This window comes from Gemmatimonadaceae bacterium, from assembly GCA_036496605.1.
GTDB lineage: Bacteria > Gemmatimonadota > Gemmatimonadetes > Gemmatimonadales > Gemmatimonadaceae > AG2.
Map to the genome: position 1 here is coordinate 194,146 of DASXKV010000035.1, position 17,709 is coordinate 211,854.

The 17,709-nt window shown below is 64.2% G+C and carries 16 protein-coding genes; 13 read left to right on the forward strand and 3 right to left on the reverse strand.

Going from position 1 to position 17,709, the window contains the following annotated elements:
- Nucleotide 1 precedes the first annotated feature (1 nt).
- Complete coding sequence (locus tag VGH98_14565) at nucleotides 2-565, reverse strand: hypothetical protein (protein ID HEY2377195.1); 564 nt, start codon at nucleotides 563-565, stop codon at nucleotides 2-4.
- Between the two features lie 12 nt (nucleotides 566-577).
- Nucleotides 578-2,041 carry a HAMP domain-containing sensor histidine kinase gene (locus VGH98_14570; protein HEY2377196.1) on the reverse strand — a complete coding sequence of 488 codons (1,464 nt, stop codon included), beginning with the start codon at nucleotides 2,039-2,041 and terminating at the stop codon, nucleotides 578-580.
- A gap of 179 nt (nucleotides 2,042-2,220) precedes the next feature.
- On the opposite strand from VGH98_14570, the gene asnS reads away from it, so the two are divergent.
- On the forward strand, nucleotides 2,221-3,522 hold the full coding sequence (gene asnS, locus VGH98_14575) for an asparagine--tRNA ligase (protein HEY2377197.1): 1,302 nt from the start codon (nucleotides 2,221-2,223) through the stop codon (nucleotides 3,520-3,522).
- Between the two features lie 56 nt (nucleotides 3,523-3,578).
- On the opposite strand, the gene mazG is transcribed toward asnS, so the two are convergent.
- A complete protein-coding gene (mazG, locus tag VGH98_14580) occupies nucleotides 3,579-4,364 on the reverse strand; it encodes a nucleoside triphosphate pyrophosphohydrolase (protein HEY2377198.1) in 786 nt (261 codons plus the stop codon).
- Between the two features lie 46 nt (nucleotides 4,365-4,410).
- Between mazG and alr the strand changes: the two genes are divergently transcribed.
- The 12 genes from alr to fbp are packed head-to-tail and all read left to right on the forward strand — an operon-like array spanning nucleotide 4,411 to nucleotide 17,386.
- A complete protein-coding gene (alr, locus tag VGH98_14585) occupies nucleotides 4,411-5,517 on the forward strand; it encodes an alanine racemase (GenBank protein HEY2377199.1) in 1,107 nt (368 codons plus the stop codon).
- Nucleotides 5,510-6,679, forward strand: coding sequence for a phosphopentomutase (locus tag VGH98_14590; GenBank protein ID HEY2377200.1), 1,170 nt, complete (start codon nucleotides 5,510-5,512; stop codon nucleotides 6,677-6,679). Before alr ends, VGH98_14590 begins: the two co-directional genes overlap by 8 nt.
- Nucleotides 6,680-7,120: a cytidine deaminase gene (locus tag VGH98_14595; protein HEY2377201.1), complete on the forward strand. Its 441-nt coding sequence runs from the start codon at nucleotides 6,680-6,682 to the stop codon at nucleotides 7,118-7,120. It begins immediately after the preceding gene.
- Entirely contained in the window at nucleotides 7,117-8,424 is a 1,308-nt protein-coding gene (locus VGH98_14600) for a hypothetical protein (protein HEY2377202.1), read from the forward strand. The genes VGH98_14595 and VGH98_14600 overlap by 4 nt, the downstream gene beginning before the upstream one ends.
- Nucleotides 8,421-9,611: a hypothetical protein gene (locus VGH98_14605; GenBank protein ID HEY2377203.1), complete on the forward strand. Its 1,191-nt coding sequence runs from the start codon at nucleotides 8,421-8,423 to the stop codon at nucleotides 9,609-9,611. Before VGH98_14600 ends, VGH98_14605 begins: the two co-directional genes overlap by 4 nt.
- Nucleotides 9,575-10,819: an ATP-binding protein gene (locus VGH98_14610; protein ID HEY2377204.1), complete on the forward strand. Its 1,245-nt coding sequence runs from the start codon at nucleotides 9,575-9,577 to the stop codon at nucleotides 10,817-10,819. The genes VGH98_14605 and VGH98_14610 overlap by 37 nt, the downstream gene beginning before the upstream one ends.
- A gap of 19 nt (nucleotides 10,820-10,838) precedes the next feature.
- Complete coding sequence (locus tag VGH98_14615) at nucleotides 10,839-12,101, forward strand: MiaB/RimO family radical SAM methylthiotransferase (protein HEY2377205.1); 1,263 nt, start codon at nucleotides 10,839-10,841, stop codon at nucleotides 12,099-12,101.
- A gap of 5 nt (nucleotides 12,102-12,106) precedes the next feature.
- Nucleotides 12,107-13,432 (forward strand): tRNA (N6-isopentenyl adenosine(37)-C2)-methylthiotransferase MiaB, encoded by a 1,326-nt coding sequence (gene miaB, locus VGH98_14620; protein ID HEY2377206.1) that lies wholly within the window; start codon nucleotides 12,107-12,109, stop codon nucleotides 13,430-13,432.
- Nucleotides 13,429-13,731, forward strand: a complete 303-nt coding sequence (locus VGH98_14625) for a late competence development ComFB family protein (GenBank protein ID HEY2377207.1) — start codon at nucleotides 13,429-13,431, stop codon at nucleotides 13,729-13,731. Before miaB ends, VGH98_14625 begins: the two co-directional genes overlap by 4 nt.
- Nucleotides 13,732-13,775: 44 nt before the next feature.
- Nucleotides 13,776-15,986 carry a DNA internalization-related competence protein ComEC/Rec2 gene (locus VGH98_14630; protein ID HEY2377208.1) on the forward strand — a complete coding sequence of 737 codons (2,211 nt, stop codon included), beginning with the start codon at nucleotides 13,776-13,778 and terminating at the stop codon, nucleotides 15,984-15,986.
- On the forward strand, nucleotides 15,956-16,330 hold the full coding sequence (locus tag VGH98_14635; GenBank protein ID HEY2377209.1) for a DUF4157 domain-containing protein: 375 nt from the start codon (nucleotides 15,956-15,958) through the stop codon (nucleotides 16,328-16,330). The genes VGH98_14630 and VGH98_14635 overlap by 31 nt, the downstream gene beginning before the upstream one ends.
- A gap of 27 nt (nucleotides 16,331-16,357) precedes the next feature.
- Nucleotides 16,358-17,386, forward strand: coding sequence for a class 1 fructose-bisphosphatase (gene fbp, locus VGH98_14640; GenBank protein HEY2377210.1), 1,029 nt, complete (start codon nucleotides 16,358-16,360; stop codon nucleotides 17,384-17,386).
- The last annotated feature ends 323 nt before the right edge of the window (nucleotides 17,387-17,709 follow it).

Consider the following 17,709-nt stretch of genomic DNA (forward strand, 5'->3'; position numbering starts at 1 on the left):
ACTACGGTTTCGTCGGGGCCGTTAGGCGGCGCTTGATCCGTTCCAGCTCGTCGTTGGCCTTTGCGAGTTCGTCCTTCAGCCGCTGAATCTCCGCGTCCTTTGCCTTGACGTCGGCGGCCGGCAGGCTCGCCGTTGTGGCCGTGCCAGACGATGACGCCGCGCTCGCGATCACTTGCGACGACGACTGCAATTTCTGCGCGATGTGGCGCAGAACATCGGCCTCGAGACGATGTGGGAGTGCGCCGGGCGACTTTCCGTATACGTCGAAGAATGCGATCGCCATCTCGGGTGTGCCGTCCTGGTTCGCCGGCTCCAGCGAGAGCACGCCACGCCAATACGCGCTTTCGGTGGCGCCCGGCGTGCCCGGATGCTGTGCGGCGAATTGAGCCAGGAGGCGATCCGCATCCGCGTAACGACGTTCCGACGCCGCCGCTTCCGCGTGTGCGAGGGTTTGAGGCCAGTCGGTCCCACCCGCGCTCGGTCCTGGACCCACGCGTGCGGCGACGCAGCCCTGCGCGACGAGCAGGGCGATGACGGTGGAATACCTAACGACTATCGCGTGCATGGCGCGCCAGGGTTACGCGGCCTCCGCAGGCTCGCGGCGTGGCAACGATGCGCGGCGGCTCGTCCGCGTCGGCAGAGTGATCGTAAATGTCGTTCCCACGCCCGGCGTGCTCTCGCACTGAATGGTGCCTCCATGCGCCTCGACGATGTTCTTCGCGATCGCGAGGCCTAGCCCAGAACCCTTCGATCCCTCTACCTGATTATCAGCTTGGTAGAATTTATCGAAGATGTGTGGAACCTGCTCGGGCGGTATGCCGGCACCCGAGTCGCGCACGTCGATCTGGACCGAGCCGTTCACCGGATCGATCGACAGATCCACCTCTCCGTTGCGCGGTGTGAACTTGAACGCGTTCGAGAGCAGATTCCCGAGCACTTCGTTCATGCGGTCCGCGTCCCACATCACCTCGCTCGGCAAGCCGTCGGCGCGATGCACGACGAAACGAATGGAACGTTGAACGGCGAGAACGTGAAAGGCGCGCTCCAGGTCGTCGAGGAAGGGGCCGAGTGCGACGCGGCGCAGCTCGAGCTTGCCGCCGCCCGCCTCGAATCGACTCACGTCGAGAAGCTGCTTCACGAGTCGCGCCAGCGACTGAATCTGGGTTTCGAGCGTCTGGAGCACCGCCCGCTGTTGTTCGCTGAGCGCACCGTAGACGCCCTCATCCAGGAGCTGCACGTAGCCCTGCACCACATTGATGGGGGTCTTGAGCTCGTGGGACGCGACCGAAACGAACTCGGCCTTCAGCTTGTCGAGCTCGGTGAGCTGCTTCGTCATTTCCTCGAAGCTCGTCGCCAGCCGGCCAAATTCGTCTGCGCGCGAGGGCGAGAGCGGCAGCTTGTAGCCAAGATTTCCGTTGGCGACTGCCTCCATACCTCTTTCCAGATCTCTCACCGGCCGTGCGATGTGACGCGTAAGCCAGACGCCAATGAGGGCGGCAAGAATCAGCGCGCCGATCTCGGCCATGGCGGAGACGTTCTTTGCCCTCGAGATCTCGATCGCCGCTGACGCGACGCGCTCCGCAGTTCGCTGGCGTAAGGCACGTTCTGCTTCGAGAAGGCTGAGATCAGCGCCGCCAAGTGCTGGAACGAGGTGCGTCGACGAGATCTGCTCCGCTTCGTCGCGGTGATCGGCCAGGGCCGCGGCGTACTCCTCCGGCGCCCACGCCTCGATCTCACCGATGTGCCTTGCGACGTCACCGGCGGACTTGTCGAGATTGAAATTCTTCAACGAGTCAGCCGTTGCGGCGACGATCTTCAGCTGCGCGTCCATCGTGTCGCGGGTGTGCGCGTCGTGCACGAAGAGGAGCGCTGTCTCCTGTCGTCGAAGAACGTTCAGTCCTTCGCGGAGCCGGCCGAGCAGGAGGGATGCAGCGAATTCCTTATCGCGGAGCGCCCGAGCATCGCGGTGCAGCCGATCCATGGCCTGTACCGCAATCAACAGCGGTATCACCAGAATTACCGCGATGGTGAGGAGGCCCACAATGAGCCTCGAGCGCAAAGTCATTTCCGCGGCGCGTTGATCGACATGAGTTAGAATCTCGACGTTGCAAGTCCGGCGCCGTGGCGCGGGTCACGCGTTCGCGGGGTACAATTGCACTCCCTGGTCGTGTAGCGTACCTCGATCTGCCGTTGTCTTAAGCTTTTTCGAACACGTACCTCATGCACGATTACATACCGCGCATCGCCGACCTCCGCGAGTTCGTCGGATCGACGGTGACGCTGCACGGCTGGGTGACACACCTCAGATCCTCCGGCAAGGTTGCGTTCGCCGTAATTCGCGATGGGACCGGGATCGCACAAGCGGTCTTTGTAAAAACGTCGTTACCAGCCGAAGCCTGGGAGCGGTTTGCATCGCTCACCCTGGAGACCTCCGTCACAATTCGTGGCGAGGTCAAGGCGGACGCGCGTGCGCCGGGCGGATTCGAAATCGCCGCCGCTGATCTCGAGATCGTCGGTCCAAGTCCGCTCGACTATCCAATTCAGCCCAAGGAGCACGGCGTCGACTTTCTCCTCGACCACCGTCACTTCTGGCTCCGCAGCAATCGACAGCGCGCCATCTTCACGGTGCGGAACGAAATCGAGCAAGCGATCCACGACTTCTTTTACGAGCGTGGGTTTCTCCGCATCGACACGCCGATTCTCACCGCGGCGATCGGCGAGCGGAGCGGCTTGTTCGAGACTGAGTACTTCGAGGAAGGAAAGGCATACCTCGCACAGACCGGCCAGCTATATGGAGAGGCGGCGGCCGCTGCGTTTGGAAAGATCTACACGTTCGGACCAACGTTCCGCGCCGAGAAATCCAAAACGCGCCGTCATCTCACCGAGTTCTGGATGATCGAGCCGGAAGTGGCGTGGTACGACTCCGCGGCGAACATGCGCCTGCAGGAAGATTTCGTCTCGTTTCTCGTCCGCCGCGTGCTCGATCGATGCTCGGATTCATTGCGAATGCTGGAGCGCGACACGTCGAAGCTCGAGAGCGTGAAGCCGCCATTCGTACGCCTCGACTACTCGGAGGCGGTTGAGATCGTGAAGAAGAAGGGTAGCGCGACGACGTGGGGCGAAGACCTCGGCGCGGAAGATGAGACGCTGATCGTCGCAGACTATGATAAGCCGGTCTTCGTCATGAACTATCCGAAAGTCGCGAAGGCCTTCTACATGAAGGAGAACCCGGCCGATCCCCGCACCGTGTTGTGCGATGACTGTCTCGCACCGGAAGGCTACGGCGAGATCATCGGCGGATCGCAACGTGAGGACGACTACGACCGACTCGTCAGGCGGATCAAGGAGGAGGGGTTACCGCTCGACGCGTACGACTGGTACCTCGACCTTCGCCGCTACGGAACGTTCGTGCACTCCGGCTTCGGTCTTGGTCTCGAGCGCACGGTCGCGTGGATTTGCGGCTTGTCGCACATTCGCGAAGTGATCGCGTTCCCGCGAATGATGTCGCGGCTGAAGCCCTGATTGGTGGTCGGTGATTGGTGGTTCGTGATTCGGACGTGCCAACCACCAGCGACCAGTCACCCATCACTCGTTTTCACCTCATCCCAGATTCGATCGAGCTCCGCCAGCGATGCCTCGCCAACGCGAAGACCGCGTTCGGTAGCGAGCTGTTCGACCCGCTTGAACCGCCGCGCGAATTTGATGTTGGCGCGATCGAGCGCGAGCGCCGGGTGTACGCCTGCCTTACGACACAGATTCACAACTGCGAATAGAAGATCGCCGAGCTCGTCCTCCAATCGCTCGTGGTGCTCGTCGTAGCGTGGCGTCGAGGAGTGCGACTCGAGATCCGGATGGGCCGCGATCTCTTCGCAGACCTCGTCGATCTCTTCTCGTACCTTGTCGATTGGTCCGCGGACATCGGGCCAGTCGAAGCCGACACCCGCGGCCCGATCCTGGAGACGGAACGAGCGGTGCAGTGAAGGGAGATCTGCGGGAAGACCATCGACGATGCTTTCCCGCTTCCTTGCCTTCATCCGTTCCCACGGCTGGCGTGCGCCGTCTCCGTACAGGTGCGGATGTCTTCCCTTCATCTTCGTGAGAAAGGTTTCCGCGACGTCATGAAAGTCGAACGCACCTCGTTCTTCGGCAACGACCGAGTGGAACAGCACCTGGAGCAGGAGGTCGCCAAGCTCTTCGCGAAGCAGCGCATCGTTGCCAGCACGAATCGCGTCGTCGACTTCGTAGGCTTCTTCAATCAAGTACGGTCGCAACGACTCGTGTGTCTGCGCCGCGTCCCACTCGCACCGACGCCGCAGATCGCGCATCAGTGATAGCGTATCCTCAAGTGTCGGTTTCGCTTGCATGGCGTCCTCGGCTCCGATATCCTTCACGACTCGCGAATCATAGCGCATGCAAAGCCTTCTGACACGCGCCTGGGTCGAGATCGACCTCGGCGCGTTGCTGCGAAACGGAGCACGCGTCGCCGAGTTTGCCGCCGCGCGTCTGCTGCCGATGGTCAAGGCGGACGCATACGGACTCGGCGCGACGCGCGTTGCCTGTGCGCTGCAGGAGCTCGATCCGTGGGGCTTTGGCGTCGCGACGGTTGGCGAGGGTGACGAGCTGCGCCGCGCCGGTATCGATCGGCCCATTCTCGTCTTCACTCCCTTGTTGATCGAAGAGTTCGACACGGCGCGTCGCGCTCGCCTAACGCCAACCCTGGGGAGCGCTGAAGCCATTCGCGAGTGGGCGCGCGCGGGCCTTCCGTGGCACCTCGCCATCGACACCGGAATGAACCGCGCCGGTGTTTCCTGGCGTGAGGTCGCCCAGCTCCGCGACGTCGTCGCCGCGTCGCCGCCGCAAGGAGTATTTACTCATTTCCACTCCGCTGAGCGCGCCGACGGTTCGCGCGAGGAGCAGGAGAAGCGCTTCGCGCACGTCCTCGCCGAGCTGCCCGTGCGTCCAGAGATGATTCACGCCGAAAATAGCCCGGCCGTCGCGAGGCACAGCGTGCGGGAGAAGGGACGTTGGACCCTGGCGCGACCGGGGATCTTCCTGTACGGCGTGGGATCGGGAGATGGTGCGGAGATCGCGCCGGATCCGGTGGTGTCGCTGCGCGCGCGCGTCGTCGACACGCGCGACATCGAGCAGGGAGACACCGTCAGCTACGGTGCAACGTTTCGTGCCGACGGTCGGCGTCGCATCGCGACGCTCGCGATCGGCTACGCCGACGGCTATCGCCGCGCGTTGAGCAATATTGGAACGGTTCTCGTCCGCGGACGGCGCGCGCCCGTCGCCGGCCTCGTGACGATGGACATGACGATGATCGACGTGACCAACATCCCATGCGAAATCGGTGACGTTGTGACACTGATCGGAGCCGACGGCGACGAGAGACTGACCGTCGCCGACGTCGCGGCGTCGGCCGACCTCTCGCCGTATGAGGTCCTCACCGGCCTGCGCTCGCGCCTGCCACGTCGTTATGTAAACGACACGGCGCATCCCGAGGGCGATGAGTAAACGCGCAATCATCATCGTCCTCGACGGCGTCGGCATCGGCGCCGCGCCGGACGCGGCGACCTACGGCGACGTCGGCAGTGACACGCTCGGAAATATTTCGCGTGCTGTTGGCGCAATGGAGCTTCCCAACCTCGAGCGCGCCGGCCTCGGCAACATCGCTCCGCTCGCCGGCGTTGCGCCGATCGACGCGCCCGCCGGTGCGTGGGGACTCATGGTTCCGCGCTCGGCGGGAAAAGACAGCACCTCCGGGCACTGGGAGATCGCTGGCGTGCACCTGGCGCGTCCATTCCCGACGTACCCGAAGGGATTTCCCTCGTCGCTCGTCGAGACGTTCGCCGAGCGCACCGGACGCGGCGTGATCGGGAACGTCGTCGGAAGCGGAACGGCGATCATCGATCAGTTTGGTGCCGAACACGAACGCACCGGTTGTTGGGTGCTCTACACGTCGGCCGACTCCGTTTTTCAGGTCGCGGCGCACGAGGGCGTCGTGCCGCTCGCGGAGTTGTACTCCGCATGCGAGATCGCGCGGGCAATGCTCGTCGCGCCCAATGACGTGTCGCGAGTGATTGCGCGACCATTCGTCGGTTCGGCCGGCGCATACTCGCGAACGAAGAATCGGCGCGACTTTTCGATCGCGCCGCCCGCGGAAACGCTGCTCGACGCGCTCGCGTCCGCAGGGATCCCGCGCACCGGCGTCGGAAAGGTCGACGACCTTTTCGCCGGTCGAGCCATCACGTCGCAGCACACGGCGGGCAATGCGGACGGCATCGTCTGCATTCGTACCTGGATCGAAAAGGCCCAGAGTGGGTTGCTGTTTGGCAACCTTGTAGATTTCGACCAGCAATTCGGGCACCGGAACGACGTTCCGGGGTTCTATCAGGCGTTGCGCGAGTTCGACGCCGCCCTGCCGTCATTCGTGTCTGCCCTGAGAGAGGACGACCTGCTGTTCATTACCGCCGACCACGGAAACGATCCAACCACGCCGTCGACCGATCACGCGCGTGAGTGCGTGCCCCTGCTCGCCTTGGGCCCGCGTGTTTCCGGCGTAGCGGTCGGCACACGCGAGACCTTTGCGGACCTCGGCGCCACGATCGCCGACTGGTTCGCCGTTCCGTTTGCCGGCGCCGGCAGGTCTTTTCTCCGGACCTTACTGGCCGCATAAATGGCAAGCGACCAATCGGCGATCGTCGAGGCGCAGGGCGACCGCGTCATGACGATGCTACGAGAGCGCGCCTTCGGCGCCATGGCCCGCGCCTATGCCCCGTACTCCCGCTTTCGCGTTGGAGCAGCACTCCTCGCGACGGATGGCAGCATCACGGAAGGGTGCAACGTGGAGAACGCGGCCTTCCCCGCTGGCATCTGCGCGGAGCGGAGCGCCGTCGCGGCGGCGGTCGCTCGCGGCAATCGGGCATTCGATTCGATCACGATCGCGACCGAAGCCGAAGAGCCAACTCCGCCCTGCGGCATTTGCCGCCAGGTACTGGAAGAATTCTCACCACACTTGCTCGTGGTCAGCATCACGAGCGAGGGACGCGAAGCGCGCTGGACGCTGGATGAGCTCCTTCCGCGCGCATTTACCCCCAAATCTTTGGACCGGCGATGAACCGGAGATTCAATTTGCGTGCTCCCTGGGTTTCACGAATGCTCATTCTGAGCGGCTTCGCGGCCGCCGTGTTTGTCGCGGCGTGCGGCGAGAAGCTGGAATCGGGAGCAGGATGTCCCATTGTCTGCCCGACACCCGACGTGCAGCTCCGCGATACGACCGTCGAGGCGCTCGCGGTCGATTCCAGCCTCGCCGGCTTTCCGCCCATCGGCGAGGAGCAGCCGCTGTTGCTCGCGGCGCGAGGCGACACGCTCGACACGCGCGTGATCTTCCGTTTCGACTCGATCAGCAAGAGCTATCCGCATCCCAGTGTACCGGCGGACTCGTTGGTCAACCACGTCGATAGCGCGATGCTTGGCATCGTGCTCGACACGTCGACCGTCGTCGGCCTTCCCGGCCTACCCACGACGCCGGTTACCATAGAGCTCTACGACGTCGGCGGTGCCGCGAGCGACACCGTTGCCTCGGACTACTTGCCGCTGTTCAATCCGAGCAACCTGATCGGCTCGAAGACATTCGCGCCGGAGTCGCTCGCCAAGGATACGCTCCAGCTGCCCGTGGCGTCGGCGACGGTGCTCGGCAAGATCGTGAACGCACAACGTCTGCGTATCGGGCTCCGTCTCGTATCGAGCACCTCGACACAGTTGCGCATTCAATCATCGGGGGTCGCTCCTGCGACGCTGCGCTTCAAGCCCGCGTCGGATACGGCAGTAACGGTTGCGTTGTTATCGCAAACGCCGGCCGATACGTCACTCGCGCAGCTGCGCACCGATCTCGAGGATTACGTCATCACCGCGAAGAACCTGGCGACGCGCCAGAGCAACACGATCGCCATTGGTGGGTTCCCCGCGAACCGCACCTACATGCGCTTCGACTTGCCGTCGCGGATCGTCGATTCGTCAACGGTGGTCCGCGCGACGCTGTATCTCACCCAGTTCCCCATGCGAAACAGCCCGAACGCTGGGGACTCGGTGGGCGTCTACCCATTTGCGATTACCGCCGGCACGGTGCTCACCGACATACCACGACTGATGCGCCTCGTGAGCGTGAACACCACGCTCGCGACCGACTCGCTGCGCGTCGTGCCGTCGGACTCCGGCCAGCGACGCATGGAGCTCGTCGGCATCGTCCGCGTCTGGAAGAACACGAAAGTGGAGCAAACGCAACGCGCGCTCGTGCTGGCTGTCGGCGGCGAGGGCACGAACCCGGCAATGGCCGCCTTCTTCTCCAGTCAGGCCGACAGTTCGCTGCGGCCTCGGTTGCAACTCACGTACGTTCCTCGCGTCACCCTGGGGCTTCCATGACGTGGCACTTCCTGCATGATCGAGCGTCGCCTGAGTTGAGCAAGCTCTCACTACGGACACTTCTGGCGCTGGCGGCGCTCGCTGCCGCGCCGATTGTCGTGCATGCGCAATCGAATCTGAGCACGCAGGGGTTGGGTTTCGCACCGGGCCAGATCAGCACACGCGCCGAGGGTACCGGCGGCGCGATCGGCGAGATCGATCCGTTGTCGCTCATCAATCCGGCGGCGCTCGCGTTCATCGGCACGACGACGCTCTTCTTTCAGATCGAGCCGGAATACCGGAGTGTCGTTGTCGGCACGGCGACGAGTACTACGACGACGGCGCGCTACCCGCTCTTCGCCGCGGTCATTCCGGTCGGCTCGAGCTGGGCTTTCGGCGTGACGTCGGCGACACTGCTCGATCGCACCTGGACGACGACGATCGACAGCAACATCGTCATCGCTCCGGACACGGTCGCGTCGACCTTCATCGCGGGATCCAGCGGATCGATCAACGACCTGCAGCTCGCCGCCGCGTGGACCCCGACTACCTACGTGCGACTCGGTCTCGGCGGACACTTGATGAGCGGCAGCGATCGCGTATTTGTCGGCCGCACGTTCACAAACAACAGCGCTTTTGGAAACTTTGCGGATAGCACCACGATCGGCTTCGATGGTGGTGCGGTATCCGGCGGTATCGAGCTCGTCGCGCCAAAGATCGCGATCGCGTCCGCGTCGTTCCGAAAGGGCGGGGCGCTCAACGCGACCCGCAACGACACGGCGCTCGCGCACGCGCACGTACCGGATCGTCTTGGCTTCTCGTTGGCGTACGTTGGCATCGCCGGCAGCGAGATCGCCGTGCGCACAGCGTACGACAAATGGTCGTCATTGAAGGGGCTCACGCCGGGCGTCGCTCAGCCTGTGAACGCATGGGACACGAGCGTTGGGGCGGATATTGCCGGCCCACACCTGGGAGGCGGGCAGCCTTTGATGCTCCGCCTCGGAGGCCGGTGGCGTACGCTGCCATACGGCGCTGGCCCGACGAGTGAAAACGTTACGGAACGGACGTTCACTGCAGGATTGGGAACGTCGTTTGCCGGCGGACGTGTCATCTCGGATCTTGCGGTCCTGCACTCCAATCGCGTTGCGAATCTCGGGATCAGTGAACGCGCATGGACGTTGAGCATCGGATTGGGCGTTCGTCCCTGACCGATCAGCGACAGGTGGAGAGCAACGGTCCTCCCGCCGATGCGCCGCTGATTCTCGTCGCCGACGACGTTCCGGCGAACGTGGAGCTGTTGTTCGATCAGCTCCATGTGCTGGGCTTTCGTGCAATCCCCGCGCACGACGGACCGTCCGCGTTGAAAGCGTGCTTCGACAGCAAGCCCGATCTCTGCATTCTCGACGTGTCGATGCCGGCCGGTGACCTCGGCTGCGACGACCGGTCGACGGGATTCGAGGTCTGTCGTCGCATCAAGCGCGATCCCCGCACGAAGAACATCCCCGTCATTTTCGTCACCGCGCTCAACGACACCACCGACCGCGTGAAGGCGATCGAAGCGGGCGGCGATGACTTTCTGACGAAGCCGCACAATCGACTCGTCCTCGGCGCTCGTGTTCGGAGCCTTCTCAAGCTCAAAGCGGCCACCGACGCGCTCGAGGAGAGCCTTCGCAAGCAGCGCGAGCTGCAGAAAATGCGCGATGATCTCATGAAGATGATCGTGCACGATCTGAAGACGCCACTGACCTCCGTCCTGGCCACGATGGAGATGCTGCTCGACGGTGACTTCGGTTCGCTCGTCGAAGACCAGCGAAAGGCAGTTGGCGAGGCGGAAGGCAAGGCCGAGGATCTTCTCGCGCTCATCAACGACGTGCTCGAGGTGTCGCGCATCGAGGAGGCCGAGCTCACGCTCGACCTGCAGCCGATCGCGCCCGGTGCGTTTCTCACCGAGATCGAGCACGAATGGGAGGTTCGCTTTCAGCAGGAAGGCACCGAGGCCACCGTCGAAGTTGCGGATGACGCACCCGTATTCGAGGCTGATAAGGAACTGCTCAAGCGCGTGCTGAACAATCTCGTTCAGAACGCCGTCACGCACTCGGCGCAGGCGGTGAAGATCGAGTTCAAGGCGCGGAAGGATGGTGACGGTGTGCTCTTCACCGTCTCCGACAACGGGCCGGGCATCCCGCCGCAATACCACGAAGTGATATTTCGCAAGTTTGAACGTGTGAAAACCCAGGGCGTGCCGCGCACGCGCAGCTCGGGTCTCGGGCTCGCCTTCTGCAAGCTGGTCGTCGACGCGCACGGCGGTCGGATCTGGGTTCAGAGTGCCGAAGGGCAGGGAAGCGCCTTCCACTTCACCTTGCCGCTCAAGCCGCCGCAGCGCGTCGTCCGCGTGTCCGGCGCACCGCTCGTTTAAGCTCGGAGCGCGGACGGCGATGCGGGTGTATTTGCGGACGTTCGGTTGCCGCGCGAACCACTACGACACCGAAACGGCGCGCGCAATGATCGAGCGCGCCGGGCACGGCATCGTGAGCGATGTCGCTGAAGCGGACGTCGCGCTCTTCAATAGCTGCGCCGTCACCGCGGAAGCCGAGGCGGATCTCCGCGGCGCGGTGCGACGTGCCGCGCGATCGCGACCGGAATTGCGCAGTGTCATCATGGGTTGCGCAACAGGGTTCGCCGCTCGACGCGACGACAGCTCGCTGCGGTCACTGCCGACGGTTCAACACCTCGTCGAGGGCGCAGACATGGCGGCGCTCGCCTCTGCGCTCGAGCTGCCTCCTGAGGCATCGGTGGCGCGTGCCGCGGCGCAGACGACGGTTCGCGCGTTGTTGCGCGTGCAGGACGGCTGCGACGAGCATTGCACCTTTTGCGCGACGACCGTCGCGCGTGGGGCCAATCGCAGTCGCGCTGCCGACGAGATCGTCGGCGAAGCGCGGGTGCTGGCCGACCGGCATCCGGAAATCGTCGTCACGGGGATTCACATCGGCAGCTATGGCCACGACATCGGCAGCTCGTTAGGCGAGCTCGTGGAGCGCCTCGTCGCCGACGTGCCCGACGTTCGATTCCGCTTGTCGTCGCTCGAGGCAACGGAGCTCGACGACCGCCTCATCGCCCTGCTCAGTGCTGCGCCCGAGCACCTCGTCCCGCACCTTCACGCTCCGTTGCAGTCGGGGTCCGACGCGGTGTTGAAGCGCATGGGTCGGCACTGGTACACTGCGGACGCATATGCGCAGGTCGTCGAGCGACTCGCCGCGTCCTGCTCGACGCTCGGTCTCGGCGCCGACATCATTGCCGGATTCCCTGGCGAAACGGACGCCGATCACGCACAGACGATGGCACTCGTCGAGCGCCTGCCGTTCACGTACTTGCACGTTTTCCCGTTCTCGCTCCGCCCGGGCACGCCGGCCGAGCGACTCGGGGGACGCGTTCATCCTTCCGTCATTGCGGATCGGGCGCGCCAGCTACGAGAATTGGCGAGCCGGAAAGCGTTCGCATATCGGCAGTCCCGCGCCGGTGGCCTCGCGGACGTCGTGGTCGTCCGAGGTGGCCCCGCCGCGACCGAGCGAGAGGGACTGACGGAAGATTATCTTTCTGTACTTCCGCCGTCGCAGCTGGCGCGTGGGGTCCGTTATCAGGCGAAGCTCGCCCTCGATGGTTCCCGTCTCTCCGCAATCGCCCTAGCCCCTAGCCCCTAGCCCCTTTGCCCTCCGTCTACGTCGAAACCTATGGCTGTCAGATGAACGTGAGCGACTCCGAGCTGATGCTCGGCAAGCTCGCGGCACACGGCTATGAGTCCGTAGCGGGCCCGGAAGGGGCGGACGTCATTCTCGTCAACACCTGCGCGATTCGCGATCACGCCGAGCAACGCGTCATTGGTCGATTGGGCGAGTTGAAGCGCCACATGAAGCCTACGTCCATCATGGGAGTGACGGGTTGCATGGCGCAGCGGCTCGGTCCGCAATTGCTCGAGAAGGCGAAGCACGTCAGCCTCGTGGTCGGACCGGACGGCTACCGCGCACTGCCCGCACTCGTCGAGCGCGCGCGTGAGGGCGAGCGCCCCATCTCGACCTCGTTCGATCTCGAGGAGCATTACGAGGACTTCCAACCGAAGCGATTCGATCGCGTCAAAGCCTGGATTCCCGTACAACGGGGCTGCGACTACCGCTGTACGTATTGCATCGTGCCGTACACGAGAGGCGCGGAGCGAAGCCGTCAGCTTGCCGACGTCGTGCGCGAGGTCGAGCAAGTCGTGCGGGAGGGGATGAGCGAAGTCGTACTTCTCGGCCAGACGGTGAACTCGTATCACGACGGCGAATATGACTTCGCGGATCTCCTGCGTGCGGTGGGATCCGTAGAGGGCATCCGTCGCGTTCGCTTTACGAGTCCGCACCCTAACGATTTCAGCGATCGTGTCATCGCGGCGCTGGCCGAGGTGCAGGCTGTTTGCGAGCACGTGCATCTGCCGATGCAGTCCGGTTCGACGCGCACACTCAAGCGCATGCTGCGGCGTTACACGCGCGAGCAGTATCTCGAGTGTGTGGATCGATTGCGACAGGCCGTTCGTGGCCTCTCACTGACCACCGACGTCATTGTCGGCTTTCCGGGCGAGACGGAAGAGGATTTCCAGGAGACGCTCAGCGCCGTGCGTGAGGTCGGCTTCGCCGACGCGTTCACGTTCATCTTCTCGATGCGCGACGGCACGCCGGCAACGCGTCTTCCCGCCGAGATGATCGTGCCGGAGGAGGTTGCGTCGGATCGAATGGCTCGACTGATCGAGACGGTGCGCGGCATGTCGCGCGAACGGAATCTCACGCTGCTCGGTCAGCGCTACGAAGTGCTCGTCGAGAAAGGCGCGCGCCGCGGCGAGCTGCTTCAGGCCCGGACGCGCGACTTCAAGACGGTGCTGCTTCCGGGCGACGAATCGATGATCGGCCGATACTACAACGTGGAGCTGACCGGTACTACGGGTTCCACTTTCACGGGTACGATTGTGCGCAATCGTCAGCCCCTGCCGATGGCCGGATGAGAAGCCCCCTCGAACGTGCGGTTCGCGAAGTACACGCGAAACTTTCGGCGACTCACACCGAGTTTTGCTCCTGCGAGCAATGCGCGGATGATGTGGTCGCGTACGTCATGAACCAGACTAAGCCCCGATACACGACCACGGGGCTAGGCTGGGCGATCGAGGCAGCGGATCTCGACACGGACCAGGTGCGCGCTGAGCTCTCCGTGCTCGTGTTCGAAGCGATGCACCGCGTCGCCGAGCAACCGCGTCACGCACCCTCCGAGGCTGTCACCGGCAAACACCGCCCGGCTGGGTCGTGAGGCGCGGTCGGGCTTCGCGGTGACGTCATCCCGCGGAGCTCGAAATGCCGCTCGTCGCCGTTGCCATTCTCGCGTATGCCGCCGGCTTGTTAGGCGGGTTTGGTTTCGGTGCTGCGCTCACCGGCATCATCGGCCTGACGATCGCGCTGATGGGCGCTATTCATCATCGAGTCCTGGTCGGCGCTTGTGGTGCCGCACTCACCGCGGGCGCGCTCGTCGCCGGCGGTGCGGGGATCGCAGACGCGCACTGCGAGCAGGACGTCGTGCGCGAGGGCATTCCGCGGGCGATCATCGACGAGGCAGCCTCGCCCGGCGCTTTCGTCCACGCTCACGCGGTCGGCTGTCCGCTGGTCATCTCATTGTCGGTGGCGGCGGGGAGCGTTCCGGCGGGAAGCACGGTGACGATTCGTGGCGATCTCGCGCCAGCTCAACGCGGATACGTCGTCCGTAACGCGAGGCTTGCGCTCGTCGAAGGTCCGGGGTGGCGCGCGCGATGGCGAATCCGTGCGACCGCCTCGATCGAGCAGGTGTTCAGGGCCGATGCACCTCTGGCGAAGGCGCTCCTCGTCGCCGATACGCGTGACCTCTCACCCGAGATTCGCGACCGGTACGCTGCCGCCGGTCTCGCGCACATGCTGTCGATCTCGGGGCTGCACGTCGGCATCATCGCCGTGGCCCTCGAGATCCTGTTTCAGATCATGCGTCTCGCGCGGCGAACGGCGACCGTTTCTGCGATCGTCGTCGTCGCCGTCTACGTCGCGCTCATCGGCGCACCGGATGCGGCGGTACGCTCGGCGGCCATGCTCGCGGCGTTAGGCGCATCGCGACTGCTGCAGCGCCCGACGTCACCCTGGGCGATACTCGCGATCGGCGCGGCGACGCCCCTCATTTCGCCGCGGTCGGTGCTCGATGTGGGCTATCAGCTGTCGGTGATCGGCGTCGCCGCGCTCATCGCCGCCGGCTCGCTCGTTAGGCGCGTCGTGCCGCGCCGCATCGCTGGCTGGCGGCGCACGCTCGTCGCCGGGCTTGTCGTCTCGACCGTGGCCACTGTCGCGAGCGCGCCGCTCGTCGCCTGGACCTTTGGGCGGATCAGTCTGGTGGGACCGCTCACCAATCTCGTCGCTGCACCGCTGATGACTCTCGCCCAGCCGATGCTCTTCCTCGGCCTCTTGCTCGCGCCATTTCCCGCGCTGGCCGCCCTCATCGGGGACGCCGCGCATCCGCTGCTCGCGGGCTTCGACGCGATCGCGCTCGCCGGTGCGTCAATCCCGGGCGGATGGATGGTGGTCTCGCCCACGATCGCCACCGCGTTGCTCGCGGGAGTTGCCTCGGTCGCGCTGATCGTCGCCTGTGTGAGCCGCTGGCCGGCTCACGCGCTGATCGTCGGCAGCGTTGCGATCGCCTTTCTCGTATGGAGTGGCCTCGCGCCAGCCGGCACCGGCCTCGTAGAGGTGCATCTCATCGACGTGGGGCAAGGGGACGCGATCGGCCTTCGAACGCCACACGGCCATTGGGTTCTCATCGACGCAGGAAGGGCCTGGCATGGAGGCGATGCGGGCCGGTCGGTCGTCCTGCCCTACCTGGCGCGCCGGCGCGGCGATCTCGTGGCGTTCATTCTGTCGCATCCACACACCGATCATGTGGGCGGTGCGGCGACAGTCATCGCGGCGCTACATCCGGCGCGTTATTTCGATGCGGCCTTTGCCGGCGACGCGGACGCCTATCGAGAGTCGCTTCTGCGCGCTCACGAGGTCGGCACCGCCTGGCAACGCGTGCACCCCAATGACTCGCTCGTGGTCGATGGCGTCGTGCTCCGCTTCCTCGGACCCGATTCAGCCTGGACCGCCGCGCTCACCGACCCAAATCTCGCGAGTACGATCGTGCTCGCGCGGTTCGGCAGCGTGCGTATCCTCCTCGTCGGCGACGCGGAACGACCGGAGGAGGACTGGCTAGTGGCCCGATACGGCGATTCGTTGCACGCCGACGTCCTGAAGGTGGGTCATCATGGCAGTTCGACGAGTAGCAGCGGTCCCTTTCTCGACGCCGTTCGGCCGAGAATCGCGCTCGTGTCGGTAGGGGCGGGAAACAGCTACGGTCATCCAAGCGCCGCTGTCATGGCCACGCTCGCTGCCCGAGGTGCACAAGTATTGCGAACGGACCGGCTCGGGACCATCGTCGTCCGCACCGACGGGCAGCGCCTCGAGGTAGACGCCAGTGGAGAGTCATGGGAGCTTCCGATTTCGTCGCGGCCCTGATCGGCCGGCGACTGACGCTGTCGCCGACCCTTCGAGCACGGTATCCCGAGCTCGAGGGCGTGCGGTGGCGTCGCGGCGGCATCCCGGTGAACGTGGCCGGCTGGTTCCTTGGTCAGGGATCGGCGGCGGCGATCACGCTGTGGCGCACCGTGTTTCTCTCACCGTCGGTCTCGCCCGACGACGAGTTACTCTTGCACGAATTCCGGCACGTTCAACAGTTTGAGGCCAGTCTGACATTCCCTCTCCGCTATTTGTGGGAGAGTGCACGGCGTGGCTACTTTGCCAATCGTTTCGAGGTCGACGCGCGCGACTATGCGGCGCGGCGGAAGGAGCGTAGTAGTTGAACGAGGTCTTCAGCGGAGGGCTTTGGCGTGGTTAGACACACGGCAACGTCGGTCGTCACGATTGAGCGGTTCATCATCGAGCAGGAGCGCCAGCATCCTGAAGCTACGGGTGAGCTCTCCGGCATCCTGTACGACATCGCTCTCGCCGCGAAGATGATCGCGAGCAAGGTGCGCATGGCGGGCCTTGCCGACATCCTGGGCTCCGCGGATTCACAGAACATCCAGGGCGAAGTTCAGCAAAAGCTCGACGTCGTTGCGAATGAGATCATCATCAAGGCGATGGACCACACCGGTCGCCTGTGCGCGATGGCCTCGGAGGAAGAGCCGGGCATCATTCAAATCCCCGAGCACTTTCGCTGCGGCAAGTACGTCCTGCTCTTCGATCCGCTCGACGGATCGTCGAACATCGACGTCAACGTTCCCGTGGGAACGATCTTCTCCGTCGTCAAAAAGATCACGCGCGGTCGCCACGGAGAGATGGAGGATCTGCTCCAGCCGGGACGGCGGCAAGTCGCGGCGGGTTACATCATCTACGGCTCGAGCACGATGCTCGTGTACACGACGGGCCAGGGCGTGCACGGCTTCACGCTCGATCCGTCGATCGGGGAGTTCCTCCTCTCACATCCCAACATTCGCATTCCCGACGATGGTCGCTACCTGTCGGTGAACGATTCGTACGAGCAGATGTGGGACGAGAATGTGAAAACGCTCATGCGTCGCTATCGCGGCCTCGACGGCGTCACGAAGGCATTGAGCGTTCGCTACGTCGGCTCACTCGTTGCCGACTTCCATCGGAATCTCCTCGGCGGCGGCATTTTCGCATACCCGCCGAATCGCAAGTCCACGAAGGGCAAGCTGCGCTTGCTGTACGAGGCGAATCCGCTGGGCTTCATCGTCGAGCAAGCCGGCGGCGCGGCCAGCGACGGCAGCATTCGCGTGCTCGACGTGCTGCCGACCGAGCTGCATCAGCGCACGCCGCTCTACATCGGCAGCAAGTCCTGCGTCGAGATGGCGAAGGAATGCGTATCGGGCGTGTCGCAGCTCGTGGGAGCATAGGCGAGCTATTGGAGCGTCTTGGAAATCGTGGGGCGTAATGCGACCGTCCCGCTCCCGAGATCCTGAGAAGCAGACACTGGCAGCCCGATGCCAAGACTGGCATGCCGCCACCATGCTTCATTTCGCGCATGAGTGCCCCTCATGTCAATCTTGGGATCTTCTGCGAATTTCGGGAACGGTCGAGGTCTGCGGGGCCGCTGACACGGATATTGAGAGCACGCCCCTGACTGCTACTGTGGAAGTGTCATCAAACCACAGGTCACAGCCAGGAGCGGCCCTCATGAAAAGGACAGTGAAGAATGTCGGGCTGGATGTGCATCAAG